The sequence below is a fragment of the Microbacterium sp. SL62 genome (assembly GCF_026672635.1).
GTDB classification, from domain to species: domain Bacteria; phylum Actinomycetota; class Actinomycetes; order Actinomycetales; family Microbacteriaceae; genus Microbacterium; species Microbacterium testaceum_A.
Genome location: NZ_JAPPRM010000001.1, coordinates 1,203,211 through 1,218,351, shown reverse-complemented (window position 1 = coordinate 1,218,351; position 15,141 = coordinate 1,203,211). Strand labels below are relative to the sequence as shown.

Here is a 15,141-nt window from a genome sequence, read left to right as displayed (position 1 = left end):
CGTCTGCGACTCAGCGCAGGCCGGGCGCCGATTCGCGCTCGACCAGGCGATAGTCGGCGAGAAGCAGCTGCGGAGCCGGCGCCTCCGAGGGCCCGGCGATGCGCGCGAGAAGCGTCTCGACCGCTGTCCGCGCGATCCAGTCCTGGCCCGGATCGATGGTCGTGAGCGACGGGATCGAATACTGCGCCTCGTCGAGGTCGTCGAAGCCCACCACCCAGACGTCGTCGGGCACGAGTCGCCCTGCCTCCTGCAGGGCCCTCATGGCACCCAGCGCGAGAGTGTCGTTGAGCCCGAGGACGGCGTCGAAGTCGACGCCTCGGCGCAGCAACTCGCGCATCGAATCGGCTCCGTTGGCGCGATGCCACATGGTCGTGTACCCGACGATGTCGTCGTCGTACGCGACCCCCGCCTCGTCGAGCGCCTCGCGATATCCCTTCAGGCGGAGTCCGGCCGAGCCGATGACCTCGCCGTCGTGAGCGCCCACGAGGGCGATGCGCCGACGCCCGCTCTTCAGCAGGAATCGCGTCGCGTCGCGCGCGGCGTCGACGTTGCGCATGGTCACGTGGTCGGTCGGCCCGTCGAAGATGCGCTCACCCAGCAGCACCATCGGGTAGGTCACCTCGAGCCGATCGACGTCGTCCTGCCCCATTCCGAGAGGGCTGAAGATGAGCCCGTCGGTGAGCTTCAGCCGCGGCGAGCGCAGCAGCTCGATCTCGCGCTCCCGGTCGCCGCCGGTCTGCTCGACGAGCACGACCACACCTCGCCGTTCGGCCTCGGCGATGACGATCGCGGCGAGCTCGGCGAAGTAGCTCAACGCCAGATCGGGCACGGCGAGGGCGATGGCACCCGTGCGTCCGCTGCGTAGATTGCGCGCGGTCAGGTTGGGCGTGTAGCCCAGCTCGGCGATGGCCTGCTCGACCCGTTCGCGCGTGGCGGGGCGGATGTTCGGCCGATCGTTGATGACGTTCGAGACGGTCTTGATCGACACCGAAGCCAGCCGCGCGACGTCATGCAGGGTGGCCGTCATCGGATCTCCATGGGCTCACTGTACAACGTTGTACAGGCCGCTTCGCCACCGTGCGACGGGTCGGCTCTCGCCATTGTGCGCGACCGTCTGCAACGAAAGCTGCACACGCGCATCGCGCCACCGCTCCCACACCACCGTCGCCAGGCGCGGGTCGGCACCGATCGGGGCGGTAGTCAGGTCGGCACCCGCCTTCTCGATCACGCGCGAGAAGTGCCCCGGAGCGAGCACGTAGCTCGCGGCGACCGTGCGGCGACCGTCCGCGCGTGCCGTCGCCACGGCATCCGAAATGCGGGGATCGGATGCCGCGGCGTAGGCCGTGACGACGGGACCGGTGACCCCGGCATCCGTCATCAGCTCCGCCATGCGTTCGACGTCGACCACGGCGCCCGGGCGGGTGGACCCGGCCGCGGCGAGCACGACGGTGTCGTCGGGACCGGCTCCGGCGGCGCGCACGCGATCGGCGAGGATCTCGGCCAGCACCGGGTGGGGTCCGAGTGCGGGGGCGACGGGCAGTCCGTCGGCGGCCTCCACCAGGTCGACCTCGGTGTGGTAGCCGGTCGAGAGCAGCAACGGCACGATGACGATGTCGTCGGTGCGTTCGCGGGCTGCGGCGACCACGTCGGTGACGTACGGACCGTGCACGTCGACGTAGGCCTCGTGCACCTCGACGTCAGCGGGAGCTGTCGCGCGCAGCACCTCGAGCAGCTCGCGCACCACGACGCGGCCTTCTTCGAACCTCGTGCCGTGGGCGCAGGCGATCAGTACGGCGGTCATGCGTCCTCCTCATCGATCACGTCGAGCCGGTATCCGCGCTTGTAGACGGTACGGATCAGGTCGAGCCCGCCGAGCGCCTCGCGCGTGCGGGCCACCGCCACCTCGACAGCGTGGCCACTCGCCTCCGCGCTCGACAGCGCGGCGATCAGGTCGGCGCGCGAGACGACCGCCCCGGGGTTCTTGGCGAGCGCCCGCAGGATCTCGACTCCGGTACGCGGCAGGGGCGTGAAATCCCCGTCGAGCACGATCCCCGATGAGCGGATGCCGAGACGCCCGACCGTCGTGGGAATGAGCGCCGCGTCCGCCCCGCCGTAGTGCGTCACGACCGCGCGCACGAGCGCGCCGAGTCGCCCGCGGTCGGGGATGAGCGGGGTGATGCCCACCTCGAGGAGGGGACCCGCGGTGATGGGCCCGACAGCGGCGACGAGCGCGTGCCCGCGGGCCACTCGCGAGGCCACTCCGTCGAGCGCGTCGGCCCGCTCTGCGGCGAGGATCCACTCGCGCGCGGCGGGGGCCGAGGTGAACAGCACCGCGTCGATCTCCCCGCGCGCCACCTGCTGGGTCGACGCGGCGACGACCTCGGGGTCGGGCGGCGGACCCCAGCGGTAGATCGTGAGGCTGGTCACGCGCGCGCCGGCCGCCTCGAACGCCTCGTCGAGGCCGTCGGCGCCGGAGCCGTGGTGCTGGACCGCGACGTGCAGTCCCTCGATGCCCTCGGCCACGAGGAAGTCGCGCAGCTCGGCGGCCGTCTCGCTCTCGGCGACCCAGTCGGCCTCGAACCCGGCCTGCTGGATCGCCCCGCGCGCCTTGGGACCGCGCGCGACGATCCGTGCACCGTCGAGCACGGGCGCCAGAGCGTCGTGCAGGCCCGCCTCGTCAGCGGTCTCCATCCACGCGCGGAACCCCACGCCGGTGGTGGCCACGACGACGTCGGGCGGATCGTCCACCAGCGACCGCGTCTGCGCGATCAGCTCGTCGTCGTCGACGTGCGGGACGATCGTGAGCGCCGGAGCGACGCGCACGCGCGCTCCGTGCCGCTCGAGCGCTGCCGACAGCTCCCCCGACCGTCGATCGACGGGAAGCAGCACGGTGCACCCCTGGAGCACCGTGCTGATCGTCCGCGCGGGTGTGGTCACCCGATGCCCTCGCTCCGGGCGACCGCGCCCGATGCCGCGGGCGCCTGAGCCGCCGCGGGCGTCGCGACCGGCAGCAGCAGGTCGGCCCGAGCGACCTCACCGAACACCAGCACCGCGGGGTTCGCGAGGCGGTGGGTCTCGGCATCCGCCATCGCCGTCCCGAGCGTGGTGCGGATCGTACGCTGAGCGGGCGTGTGGCCGTTCTCGACGAAGGCGGCGGGGCGCGTCTCAGGAGCACCGGCAGCGCGGGCCGCGGCGACGAAGCGCGGCAAGGCGCTGACACCCATCAGCGCGACGACCGTGGCACTGTCGTCGCGCAGGGCGGCGAGGGTCGCTTCGCTCGGGGTGTCCTGACCGTTCACGACATGCAGGGTACCGGCGACGCCCCGGTGCGTCACGGGAATGCCCGCGGATGAGGGAACGGCGATCGCGCTCGAGATACCGGGCACGACCTCGACCGCGATGCCGGCCCCGCGGCACGCGATGACCTCTTCGCCGCCGCGGCCGTAGACGAACGGGTCGCCGCCCTTGAGTCGGACGACGCGCAGCCCGCGAGCCGCGCGGTCGACGAGGATCGCGTTGATCTCGTGCTGCGGCACCGGGTGGTGCTGCGGCCGCTTGCCCACGTCGATCAGCTCGACGTCGTCACCGAGTTCGGCGAGCACGCCGGTGGGTCCGAGCCGGTCGTGCACGACGACGTCGGCCTCGGCCAGCAGCGCGCGGGCGCGCACCGTCAGCAGATCGACCGGGCCGGGACCGCCGCCGACGAGGGCCACGCTCCCCACGAGCGGGCGACGTCGGCGGCGGAGCGGAAGGGCGCCTTCGGCGAGGCGCTGGGCGATGGCGTCGCGCACGGCGACGCTGCGGCGGGGGTCGGCTCCCGCGGCGGAGACGACGCCGACCATGACGTCGCCGCTCGTGGTCTCGGCGGCGAGGCGCGCGGTGCCCTTGCCGCCGTGGCCCGCGTTGACGCACCACACGCGGCGCGCTTCGGCTGCGGCGACGACGGCGGCGTCGACGGATGCCGCGCCCGTGGCCGTGTGGCAGAACCAGGCGTCGTCGAGGTCGGTGTCGGCGAATCCCCTGGCGTGCCACTCGATGTCACCCGCGGCGGCGAGCGCGGCGAGCCCCGGCGTCACCACGGGGGCGACCATCCGCACCCGGGCGCCGGCGGCGCGCAGTCGAGCGATGCGCTTCTCGGCGACGGAGCCGCCGCCCACGCACACGACGAGCTTGTCGGTGAGGTCGAGTCCTGCGAGAGCGATCATCGGGCGTCTCCTTCTGCGGGTGCAGCGTGCGCGGGGTCGGCGTGCGCGCTGCCCGCCGGCACCGAGCCGGTCACGAGCTTCACGAACACATCCCCGCCGGCGACCGCGACGGGGTGCACGGTCACGGTCAGCGACTCTTTGCCCTGCGTGTCGAGGCAGGCTCCCGTGCGGAGGTCGAACACCTGCTTGTACATGGGCGAGGCGACGGTGGGCACTCCCCCGCGATCGCCGACGATCCCGCGCGAGAGCACGGCCGCCCCGCTGAACGGGTCGATCTGGTCGGTCGCGAAGATGCGGCCGTCGAACGTGCGGAACAGCGCGATCTGCCGACCGCCGAGCAGGGCCGCTGCCCCGCGCTCCACGAGCAGGTCGTCGACGCGGCAGACGCGGATCCAGCCCTGTGCCGCCGGCCCGTCGGGAGCGCCGGCCGAACCCGACGTCATGGCCGGGTTCCCGGCATCCGGAGTCGCCTGCATCAGGGTCATGACCGCACCGCCAGCGTCGTGCCGCCGATGAGCACCGCGCCCGACGCGCGCTCCTCGGCCGTGGCGGGTCGGGCCTGGCCGCGCTCGGCGACGTAGGCGAGCGAGGGGTCGGCCTTCTCGGGCGCGTTGACGAAGCTCTGGAAGCGCTTGAGCTTCCCGGGGTCGGCGAGGGTCGCGGCCCACTCGTCTTCGTAGGCGTCGATATGGGATGCCATGGCCCGGTCGAGATCGTCGGCGATGCCGAGCGTGTCGTCGAACACGACGCCCTTCAGCGCGTCGAGGCCGCCCTCGTACTCCTCGACCCAGGGCGCGGTGCGCTGCAGCCGGTCGGCGGTGCGGATGTAGAACATGAGGAACCGGTCGATCGCCCGCAACAGCCCCTCGTCGTCGAGGCCCTCGGCGAACAGCATCGCGTGGCGCGGGGTGAAGCCGCCGTTGCCGCCGACGTAGAGGTTCCACCCGGCCTCGGTCGCGATCACCCCGATGTCCTTGCCGCGGGCCTCGGCGCATTCGCGCGCGCAGCCCGAGACGCCGAACTTCAGCTTGTGCGGCGAGCGCAGGCCCCGGTAGCGCAGCTCGAGCTGCACGGCCATGCCGACCGAGTCCTGCACGCCGTAGCGGCACCAGGTCGAGCCGACGCACGACTTCACGGTGCGCAGCGACTTGCCGTAGGCGTGTCCGGATTCGAAGCCGGCGTCGACGAGGCGCTTCCAGATGTCGGGCAGCTGGTCGAGGCGGGCACCGAACAGGTCGATCCGCTGTCCGCCGGTGATCTTCGTGTAGAGCCCGAAGTCGCGCGCGACCTCGCCGATCACCACCAGACCCTCGGGCGTGATCTCGCCGCCGGGAATGCGCGGGACGACGCTGTAGCTGCCGTCGCGCTGGATGTTGGCCATCACGTGGTCGTTGGTGTCCTGCATGGTCGCGAGCTCGCCGTCGAGCACGTGCCCCGAGTAGAGGCTGGCGAGGATGCTCGCGAGGGCTGGCTTGCAGATGTCGCAGCCGCGGCCGGTGCCGAAGCGCTCGACGATCGAGGTGAAGGTGCGCAGCCCCGACACTCGGACGGCGTCGAACAGCTGCGCCCGGGTGAACGAGAAGTGCTCGCACAGTCCGTTCGAGACTTCTTTTCCGGATGCCGCGAGCTCGGTCGCCACGAGCTTCTTCACGAGCGTGAAGCACGAGCCGCACGCGGCCCCGGCCTTGGTGCAGGCCTTGACCTCGGCGGCATCCGCGCACTGGTGCTCGGTGACGGCCTCGCGCACGGTTCCGGCGGTGACGCCGTTGCACGAGCAGACGATCGCGTCGGCGGGCAGGTCGCCTTGCGGGGCCGGGGCGAGATCGGAGGGCATGAGGTAGGCAGCGGGGTCGCTGCCGAGCGCGCGACCGACCAGCGGACGCAGCGAGGTGTACGCCGAGGCGTCGCCGACCAGGATGCCGCCGAGAAGCGTCTGCGCGTCGTCGCTCAGCACGAGCTTCTTGTAGACGCCCGACACCGGGTCGGCGTAGGTGACGTCGAGGGCGTTCGGCGTCTCGGCGAACGCGTCGCCGAAGCTCGCGACCTCGACGCCCGAGAGCTTGAGCTTGGCCGAGGTGTCGAAACCGGGGAAGGCCGCCTCGCCGCCGAGCAGGCGGGTCGCGGCGACCTCGGCCATCGCGTAGCCGGGGGCGACGAGGCCGATGCACTGCCCGTCGAAGCTCGCGACCTCACCGATCGCCATGATCGTGGGGTCCGAGGTGTCGCAGCCCTCGTCGATCACGACGCCGCCGCGGGCGTCGACCCGCAGCTCGGCGGCACGGGCGAGCTCATCGCGGGGCCGGACGCCGACCGTGAAGACGACGATGTCGACGGCCTCCCACGTGCCGTCGCGCAGCTCGAGGCCGCACACGGCGCCGGTCTTGTCGGCATCCACCCGGGTCGTCACCGAGCTCGTGCGCACCTCGATGCCGCGCGCTTCGATGAGCCGCTGCAGGGTGCGCGCCCCGCCCAGGTCGAGCTGGGCCGACATCAGACGCTCGTTCGACTGCAGCACGAAGGGTGAGACGCCCTCGGCCTGCAGGGCTCCCGCGGCTTCGAGTCCGAGCAGACCGCCGCCGACGACCGCTCCGCGCAGGGGGCGGCCGAGCTGGGCCGAGCGCTTCGCGACCCAGGCGCGCATGCCGGCAACGTCGTCGAGCGTGCGGTAGACGAAACACCCCTGGTGGTCGAAGCCGTCGAGAGCAAGACGGGCGGCGAACGACCCGGTCGCCAGCACGAGGCGGTCGTACGCGTGGGTCGAGCCGCCCGCCGTGGTGACGGTGCGCGCCGCGCGGTCGATCTTCGTGACGCGGGCGTCGGTCTTCACCCGCACCCGCTCGTGGGCGAGTACCGCGGGATCGAGGGCGAGGTCGTCGGGGGTCTTGCCGCTGAAGATGCCGGTCAGGCCCACGCGGTCGTACGGCCCGCGGGCCTCGTCGCCCAACACCGTGACCGACCAGTGGCCCTCGGTGTCGCGGCTGGTGAGGCTCTCGACGAAGCGGTGGGCCACCATTCCCGCACCCACGACCACGACGGATCCGGATGGAGCGGGGTGGAGCATGCCGTCACCGTACGCGGCGGACTTTGCCGACGCGTCAGCGGCGTGTTTCGTTCCGATTGCGGGGTTCGAGCGGGCCATGCCCCGACGCTAGGCAGCCGAGGTTTCCCCCGCCCTCGCGCCCGCGTTACCCCCGGCGAACGTTTCTCTCACGCGGGGGCGGGGGTGGTGTGAGGTTTGGATCCCGGCATCCGGACCTCTGCTCCACGTTGCGCGTCGGCCCCACCCCGTCGTGTGTCCAGGACACCCGGACGAATGCTCGATCCGTCCGGGTGTCGTGGACACTCACGCGGATGAGCGACCGAGAGGACTTACTCGACCGGCTCCAGCACGAACAGCTCGATGCGGCGGTCGGTCTTCTTCTGGTACTCGTCGTAGTCGGGCCAGACCTCGGTCGCGTAGCCCCACCACTCCTCGCGCTCGGCACCCTCGGCCTGGTGCGCTTCGTACTCCTTCTTCACGTCGCCGTCCTGCAGGGCGACGCGGGGGTTCTTGACGAGGTTGTAGAACCAGGCGGGGTGCTCAGGGGCGCCGCCCTTGGATGCCACGACCGCGTACTTTCCGTCGTGCTCGACGCGCATCAGCGCGGTCTTGCGCAGGCCGCCCGTTTTGGCACCGACGGTGGTGAGGACGATGATGGGTACGCCCCGCATGTCGGCGGACTCTTTGCCCCCCGTGGCTTCGAAAGTCTCCGCCTGCTGGCGGGCCCATTCGCTGGTGCTGGGTAGATACTCTCCTGAGAGTGACATAGCTCACACGATACGTCGGCGTCTTCCCCTCCGGTCTAGTCCCTCCCCCTTTTTCCTGGAGCCTTCATGAGCGCTTCCGCTCCCGAGACCACGGCCGTCCCCGAACCGAAGAACGGCCTCGACCGGTTCTTCGAGATCACCGCCCGCGGTTCGACCGTCGGCGGAGAGATCCGCGGCGGCGTCGTCACCTTCGTCACGATGGCGTACATCGTCATCCTGAACCCGATCATCCTGTCGGGCACCCCCGACGTCGCGGGCAACGCGCTCGGCTTCTCGCAGGTCGCCGCGGTCACCGCACTCACCGCGGGCGTCATGACGATGCTCTTCGGACTGGTCACGCGCCTGCCGTTCGCGTTCGCCGCGGGTCTCGGCATCAACTCGTTCCTCGCGGTCGGCATCGTGGGACAGGTCACCTGGCCCGAGGCGATGGGCCTCGTGGTCATCAACGGCCTCATCATCGTGCTGCTCGCCGTCACCGGCCTGCGCCGCATGATCTTCGAGGCCGTGCCCCTCGCGCTCAAGACGGCGATCACCGTCGGCATCGGCCTGTTCATCGCGTTCATCGGCTTCGTCGACAGCGGCCTGGTCACCTCGACCGGCCTCAGCTCTCCCCCGGTCGGCCTCGGCGTCGGCGGCTCGATCACCACGATCCCCACCGCCCTGTTCGTGTTGACCCTGGTCATCACCGCCGTGCTCCTCGTGCGCAAGGTCAAGGCCGCCCTGCTGATCGGTCTGCTCTCGGGCACCGTCATCGCCGTCATCGTCCAGGCCGTCACCGGTCTCGGCGCCAAGGCCGATGGCAACCCCGGCGGCTGGGGCCTGAGCGTCCCGACCCTCCCCGCCCAGTGGGTGAGCCTCCCCGACCTGTCGCTCGTCGGTCAGGTCGACCTGGTCGGATCCTTCGGGCGCATCGGCGTGCTCGCCGCGCTCATGCTCGTCTTCACGCTCGTGTTCACGAACTTCTTCGACGCCATGGGCACGATGACCGGCCTCTCGCGCGAGGCGGGCCTCGCCGCCCCCGACGGCACCTTCCCGCGCCTGCGTTCGGCGCTGGTGATCGAGGGCATCGGCGCCGTCGCGGGTGGAGCGACCTCGTCGTCGTCGAACACCGTGTTCATCGAGTCGGGCTCCGGCATCGGCGAGGGTGCCCGCACGGGTCTCGCCAACGTCGTCACCGGCGGCCTGTTCCTGCTCGCGATGTTCTTCACGCCGCTGACGAGCATCGTCCCCACCGAGATCGCCGCCGCAGCCCTCGTGATCGTCGGGGCGCTGATGATGGCGCAGATCCGCCACGTCGACCTGAGCGACATGTCGGTGCTCATCCCGGTGTTCCTCACCGTCACCGTGATGCCCCTCACCTACTCGATCGCCAACGGCATCGGCGCGGGCTTCGTCAGCTGGGTGCTGATCCAGGCACTGTCGGGTCGCGCGCGCCGCATCAGCCCGCTGCTGTGGATCGTCGCCGCCGGCTTCGTCGTCTTCTTCGCCCGCGGTCCGGTGGAGGCCCTGCTCGGCTGAGCCGTGCCCGTTTCGGGGGCCTGGATGCCACGGCATCCGGGCCCCTTTTTGGTCGCCGCCGCGTGCCGGGTGCGCGTCGCGGCCCCACGCGTCGCCCGCCCCGCACCCGGCCGCCGTCGCGCGCCTGGCCGCCGTCGAGATCACACGCGTTCGCCGAGAAGACCCGCGTTCAGACCGAATGGCCGGTCACCTCACGAAAGCCCCGTCATCTCGGAGTTCCGCCCGCCCCGCCCCGGCGCCCGGGCATGAGAACGGGGCCCGGATGCCATGACGTCCGGACCCCGCAGAGTGACGCCGGCGGCATCCAGGGCCTCCCCCTCACACGCGCAGGGCGGCGATGGGGTCGGTCGTCGCTGCACGCCTGCTCGGCGCGAGAGCGGCCAGCACCAGGGCGACGAGGCACACCACGGCGACGACTCCGAGAAGCGCGGGATCCCACGCGGGACTGAGTCCGATGCGCAATAGTGTGCCGATAGACGACGCCACCGCCGCCCCCATCAGAAGTCCGGTCGGGATACCGACGACAAGCGCTGCGACCCCGACGAGCATCGAGTCCAGCAGCACAAGTCCGCGGATGCCACCCCGTTGAGCGCCAAGAGCCCGAAGCACACCAAACTCGGTGCCACGCATGACCACGGACAACGCGAACGCGCCTCCGACTCCGAGCGCACCAAGAATCAGCGCAAGGACCACCATCAGCGCGACGGTGCTGATGTAGGGCGAGATCTGCCCTTCCACCTCGGTGCGGACCTGCTGGCTCGTCGACACCCAGAGTCCCGGGATGTCCGCGAACGCACCTTGGACGCGCTGGCGGAGTACCTCCGGATCGATCCCGCCGGCGGCGAGCACCGTCCACCCCGCGACGCCCTCCACACCGAGCCGCTCCCCGACAGCGCGCGAGGTCACCACATTGTTGCCCGCGAGCTGAATCGAGGTGTAGGTGCCGACGATCGTGACGGCGACGGTTTGCGAGCCTCGCGACAACGTGAGGCGATCGCCGACCTGCACCCCGAGCTGTTGCGCATACGACTCCGAGAGCACGAGCCCGTCGGCCTCGACCTGCTGCGGTGTGGCAGCGGTGCCGCCGGTCCAGGCGAACTGGGCGGTGCGGAAGTAGCTTTCGGGGTCGATGAACATCGCCCGGGCGCTCTGCGCGTCACCCGCCTGCGTCGACAGCTCGACGTTCGCTCCGATGAACCCCGAGGTCGTCCCCACGCCGTCGATGCCGTGGAGGCGTTCGTCGAAGGACCCGTCGGTGAACGCCACCGGGGAGGCGACCCGCACGTCTGCACCGTACTGCGCGCCGATGACGGTTTCGGTGGCGGTGTTCAGCGATGCCGCCCCCACAGAGAGGCCGGTGGCGAGACACACGACGACCGCCATGACGCTCGTGACGGCACGCAGTTCGCGGCCCCGGAGCACACGGTCGGCGGCAAGGCGTGCCGGCCACCATAGCCTGCCCTGTAGTGCCTTCGCCGCCGCCAGACCCATCGGTCCGAGCATCGCCGCAGCGATGAGCAGGGGCACGGCTGCGGCGGCGCGCGCGACGCCGTCGGCGAAGACCGTGAGCGCAGCGCCTGCGACGAGGGCCGACAATGCGACCAGCACACGAACTGTCATGAGCATGCGGCGGGCCGGAGGCCGGGGCGTCGCGCCGTGGAGACTTTCCACCGGCGATCGGCTGACGACCCGGAGGGCGGCTCGCCCGCCTCCGATAAGACCGGCGACGACACCTACACCCAGCAGAGCCAACGGATGCCACCACTCGATGAGCACACCTCCCCCGGTGAGCGCACCAGCGCTGGCCAGGACCGACACGAGCACCGTCGACAAGCCGATGCTGAGGACGAACCCGATGGCGGTGCACACGGTCGTGAGTGCGATCGTCTGCGTCACGATCATCGTCGCGAGCCAGCGTTTGCTCGCCCCCGTGCTCCGAAGGGCTCCGAACGAGACCGCGCCCTGACGGATGCCCGCCTCGAAGACGCCGGCGGTGAGCGCGACGGCGACCACCAACGCCGAGAGCGCGATGAGACCGAGGATTGCAGTGACGGCGACGAGCAGGTTGGCGAACGCGCTCGTGAGCGCCGTCTGAGAGGCGACCGTAAGTCCGGCGGGGAGGTCACGCGCGTGCGCCTTCTGCCAGGCGTCCGCCGTCGTTCCCGGCGACAGGCTGAGGACGAACGACGAGAAGCCGTCTTTGACACCGAAGGCCTTTCGGACGTCGGCCAGCGCGGCGACCACGACGCTGCGGTCACTCGCGGAGAGCGTGGACGAGTCGACGAGCTCCGTCACCCTGCCCTGCTTCGAGCCGAGAGGCGACGCGATCGTCAGGACATCGCCCTGCACGATGCCGTTCGACGAGGCGAACCCGGAGGGCACGACGACGGGGAACGTCGAGTCGTCGCCATCCATGCCCTGCAGGGCGCCCGCTGCGGACTCCGGTAGCGCGGCGGGCTCCCGTCCGCTCAAAATGATCGACACGTCGTCGTCCCCCACGCGGGCAGCGGTGGGCTGGTCGAGCCTGCCCTGAACCGTCGCGACGTCGGGCAGCACGGCCACCGAACCGCGCTCGTCGGAGGTGAGGGAGGCGCTCCCATCGTCGGACGTGACCGTGACCTCTGTCTCGGAGGCGAGGCTCCCGACCGTCTGGTGAAGTCCCGCGGACAGGCTGGTGGCTGCGAGAGGGGTCGCCCCCAGAAGCGCCGTGCTCAACGTCAGAGCGATTCCGACCACGACGAACCGCCGATACTCAACGCGCAGCTGACGCATACCAATCGCGAACGCGGTCGACACGGCTGCCTCCCGTCTGGTGTCGGTCGCCGGGGGCGCGGGTATCGAACTCGGCGACGATGCGTCCGTCCCGGAAGGCGAACACCCGGTCCGCGGTTGCGGCCGCGTGGATGTCATGGGTGACGAGGAGCCCGCACCGCTCTTCCGACACGGCTTCCCGGAGGAGCCCGAGCACCGCAGCGCCCGCTGCCGTGTCGAGATTTCCCGTGGGTTCGTCGGCCAACAGGATCGTGGGGTGCGAGTAGATGGCACGAGCGACGGCGACGCGCTGACGCTGACCCCCCGACAGCTCGTGCGGGTAGCGGCGGGAGAGGTGCGCGATGCCCAGACGTTCGAGGAGTTCGACGGTGCGCGGTCGCCACGCTCGCTCGGGTCGGTTCCCGACGATTGCGGAAAGGGCGATGTTCTCCGCCACCGTGAGATATGACACGAGGAAGAAGGACTGGAAGACGAAGCCGACCTGCTCACGCCGGAATCTCGTCTTCTCCGTCTGGTCGAGTTCGTCAACCCGGATGCCGTTCACCGTGAGCCGTCCGGAATCGAGGCTGTCGAGCGCGCCGAGCTGATGAAGCATCGTCGACTTCCCCGATCCCGAAGGCCCGAGCACCGCCACCAGCTCGGACGCACCGATGGTGAAACTGACGCCGTCGAGAGCCGCCACCGTGCCGCCTCCCTCGGCGTAGTGTCGCCGGAGCTCGACCGCCTCGATGAGAGGCGGTGTTCGCCGTTCGGTCGTGTGGGTCATCGAGACGCTCCAATCAGGACGGACGCGTTATGCCCGCCGAACCCGAAGGAGTTCGTGAGGGCGTATCGAGAGTGGCTGGCAAGCGGTCGAGGCTCCGGGGCGACGTTGACCGGGAGGTCCGGATCCCGCGCCACCGTCGACGTGATCGTGGGCGGAACAAGGCGAGTCCACAGGGTGAGTACCACGAACGCCGCCTCCAGCACGCCCGTGGCGCCGAGCAGGTGCCCCGTCGAAGCCTTCGTCGCCGAGAGGGGTATCGCATCGGCATCGGCGCCGAAGAGACCTCGCAGCGCGCGGTACTCCACCAGATCGCCGATCGGCGTGCCGGTCGCGTGCGCATTTACGTGTGCGACGTCGGCGGGCTCGACGCCGCCGACCGCCAGCGCTTCCTCCATCGCGCGGAGAGCGCCCTCTCCCGTGGGCGCGGGAGCGACGACGCTGTGGGCGTCGCCCGTCACGCCTGCACCGAGGATGTGACTGTATACGGTCGCATTTCGCGCTCGGGCGTGCGCTTCCGACTCCAAAATGATCGTGGCGGCACCCTCACCGAGGACCAGTCCTGCGCGATCCCGCGCGAACGGTGCAGACGCCCGGCTGAGGGAGGCCCCTACTGAGAGCGCATTCATCGCCGCGAAGCCGGCAATGGTTGCAGGGTGAATCCCTGCTTCCGTGCCGCACACGATGACCACGTCGGCACGGTCGAGCCGAACGAGATCGAAAGCGGCCGCGAGCGCTTCCGTTCCGGAGGCACATGCGCTCGCCACGGTCATTGCCGGTCCCCGCGCCGCTCGGTCGATCGCAATCGCCGCCGCAATCGCGTTAGGCATGAGCATAGGGATTGCCCTCGGGTGCACTCGGTGCCGCTGCTCCGCGAGGTGGAAGGACTCCACCGTTTGCAACGTGGTGGTCAGTCCGCCAAATCCCGATCCAACGATAACGGCGATCCGCTCACTCCGGACCTCGGGGCAACCGGCGTGCTCCCAAGCCTCACGGGCGCTCGCGACGCCGAGGAGCGTCGCGCGATCCATCCGACGAGCGCGACGCGAGACCACACGTGACTCATCATGGGTTGAGTGCGCCACGGCAACGTCGGGCAGACTGAACCGCGCGCGCAGCTCGGCGGCGAGTGGCTGGAGTCCGGAGACTCCAGCGAGGAGATTTGCCCACGAGCTGCCCATCGAAGATCCGAGGGGTGTGCAGGCGCCCAGGCCAGTGATGGCAACCACGGTCATGCGGCATCGTCCGGGGCGGGGGCGCTTGCCGAAGTGAATGCCGGATGGGTCGTGATGAGTGAGACGACATCGCGAACCGTGTCGATCCGGGCCAGGTCCGCCAGATCGAATCGGACGCCGAATCGATTCTCCGTGTCGACGGCGATCACCGCCATACTGAGAGAGTCCACCTCGAGGTCCTCCCGGAGGCGCGAGTCGAGGGTGACGACCCGCGTTTCATCGTCCATCTCCTTCTCGACGAGATCGATAACGAAATCTGCAACGGTCTGAACGCTCACATCTTCCTCTTTTCTGCGTATTCGCTGTCCAAGACCCCCCACACCCAGGCATCGATGTAGGACCCGTCGATGAAGTAGTAATCCCGCAGAAGGCACTCCCTGCGACCAAGCCGGTGGGCGGTGAGCAAATCGATGGCATGCGCGTTGTGGGCGGGAACTGTCGCCAAGAGTTTTCGTGCGCCGAGATCTTGGAACGCAAACTCCAGAGCGCGCGCGACCATCGCGCCCGCTGCAACGCTCTGGCGATGGGCTGGCTCTCCAACGAGGCACTCGATCTCGAACGTCCGAGAGCTCGGCGGACCGTAGGCACCCAGCCACACGAGTCCGAACGGGACATCGTCGCCGTCGAAGGCGACTAGCGTGTGCCCGGTCGGGTTGTCGACGATCTGCCGGACGACATCTCGCGACACAGCAGTCTCACCGTTCATGGCGAACTGGCGGGTATCGGACCGCGGACCAATCCATCGGTAAACGACCTCGACGTCATCGACAGGGTCCGCGTGGCGTAGTCGCATAAACCTGTTGTGTCTGGACACACACTCTCCTCGTGGCTGGGGGCTTCT

Annotated in this window: 13 protein-coding genes; 1 reads left to right on the top strand and 12 read right to left on the bottom strand. The window is 70.2% G+C overall.

Translation table 11 applies throughout. The features are described 5' to 3' along the window. Window positions 1–10: 10 nt before the first annotated feature. From OVA26_RS05785 to OVA26_RS05755, 7 genes are all read right to left on the bottom strand, one after another. Window positions 11–1,027 (bottom strand): LacI family DNA-binding transcriptional regulator, encoded by a 1,017-nt coding sequence (locus OVA26_RS05785; protein WP_268103383.1) that lies wholly within the window; start codon window positions 1,025–1,027, stop codon window positions 11–13. A 15-nt stretch (window positions 1,028–1,042) separates the two neighbouring features. Next, complete coding sequence (locus OVA26_RS05780; RefSeq protein ID WP_268103382.1) at window positions 1,043–1,801, bottom strand: sirohydrochlorin chelatase; 759 nt, start codon at window positions 1,799–1,801, stop codon at window positions 1,043–1,045. Next, window positions 1,798–2,937 carry a uroporphyrinogen-III synthase gene (locus OVA26_RS05775; RefSeq protein WP_268103381.1) on the bottom strand — a complete coding sequence of 380 codons (1,140 nt, stop codon included), beginning with the start codon at window positions 2,935–2,937 and terminating at the stop codon, window positions 1,798–1,800. The genes OVA26_RS05780 and OVA26_RS05775 overlap by 4 nt, the downstream gene beginning before the upstream one ends. Next, window positions 2,934–4,205: a uroporphyrinogen-III C-methyltransferase gene (cobA, locus tag OVA26_RS05770; RefSeq protein WP_268103380.1), complete on the bottom strand. Its 1,272-nt coding sequence runs from the start codon at window positions 4,203–4,205 to the stop codon at window positions 2,934–2,936. The genes OVA26_RS05775 and cobA overlap by 4 nt, the downstream gene beginning before the upstream one ends. Next, on the bottom strand, window positions 4,202–4,690 hold the full coding sequence (gene nirD, locus OVA26_RS05765; protein WP_442786051.1) for a nitrite reductase small subunit NirD: 489 nt from the start codon (window positions 4,688–4,690) through the stop codon (window positions 4,202–4,204). Before nirD ends, cobA begins: the two co-directional genes overlap by 4 nt. After that, window positions 4,687–7,266, bottom strand: a complete 2,580-nt coding sequence (nirB, locus tag OVA26_RS05760; protein ID WP_268104878.1) for a nitrite reductase large subunit NirB — start codon at window positions 7,264–7,266, stop codon at window positions 4,687–4,689. Before nirB ends, nirD begins: the two co-directional genes overlap by 4 nt. Before the next feature lie 308 nt (window positions 7,267–7,574). Then, complete coding sequence (locus tag OVA26_RS05755) at window positions 7,575–8,012, bottom strand: nitroreductase family deazaflavin-dependent oxidoreductase (protein WP_268103379.1); 438 nt, start codon at window positions 8,010–8,012, stop codon at window positions 7,575–7,577. A gap of 66 nt (window positions 8,013–8,078) precedes the next feature. Between OVA26_RS05755 and OVA26_RS05750 the strand changes: the two genes are divergently transcribed. Beyond that, window positions 8,079–9,530, top strand: a complete 1,452-nt coding sequence (locus tag OVA26_RS05750) for an NCS2 family permease (protein WP_268103378.1) — start codon at window positions 8,079–8,081, stop codon at window positions 9,528–9,530. 318 nt (window positions 9,531–9,848) lie between these two features. Here OVA26_RS05750 and OVA26_RS05745 read toward each other — a convergent pair whose 3' ends face one another. The 5 genes from OVA26_RS05745 to OVA26_RS05725 are packed head-to-tail and all read right to left on the bottom strand — an operon-like array spanning window position 9,849 to window position 15,114. Continuing rightward, window positions 9,849–12,326 (bottom strand): FtsX-like permease family protein, encoded by a 2,478-nt coding sequence (locus OVA26_RS05745; protein WP_268103377.1) that lies wholly within the window; start codon window positions 12,324–12,326, stop codon window positions 9,849–9,851. Then, on the bottom strand, window positions 12,283–13,068 hold the full coding sequence (locus OVA26_RS05740; RefSeq protein ID WP_268103376.1) for an ABC transporter ATP-binding protein: 786 nt from the start codon (window positions 13,066–13,068) through the stop codon (window positions 12,283–12,285). Before OVA26_RS05740 ends, OVA26_RS05745 begins: the two co-directional genes overlap by 44 nt. Continuing rightward, the gene (locus tag OVA26_RS05735) at window positions 13,065–14,300 is read right to left on the bottom strand and encodes a beta-ketoacyl-[acyl-carrier-protein] synthase family protein (protein WP_268103375.1); all 1,236 of its coding nucleotides are present in this window, start codon (window positions 14,298–14,300) and stop codon (window positions 13,065–13,067) included. The genes OVA26_RS05740 and OVA26_RS05735 overlap by 4 nt, the downstream gene beginning before the upstream one ends. Then, window positions 14,297–14,578: an acyl carrier protein gene (locus tag OVA26_RS05730; RefSeq protein ID WP_268103374.1), complete on the bottom strand. Its 282-nt coding sequence runs from the start codon at window positions 14,576–14,578 to the stop codon at window positions 14,297–14,299. The genes OVA26_RS05735 and OVA26_RS05730 overlap by 4 nt, the downstream gene beginning before the upstream one ends. Next, complete coding sequence (locus OVA26_RS05725; RefSeq protein ID WP_268103373.1) at window positions 14,575–15,114, bottom strand: GNAT family N-acetyltransferase; 540 nt, start codon at window positions 15,112–15,114, stop codon at window positions 14,575–14,577. The genes OVA26_RS05730 and OVA26_RS05725 overlap by 4 nt, the downstream gene beginning before the upstream one ends. Window positions 15,115–15,141 lie beyond the last annotated feature (27 nt).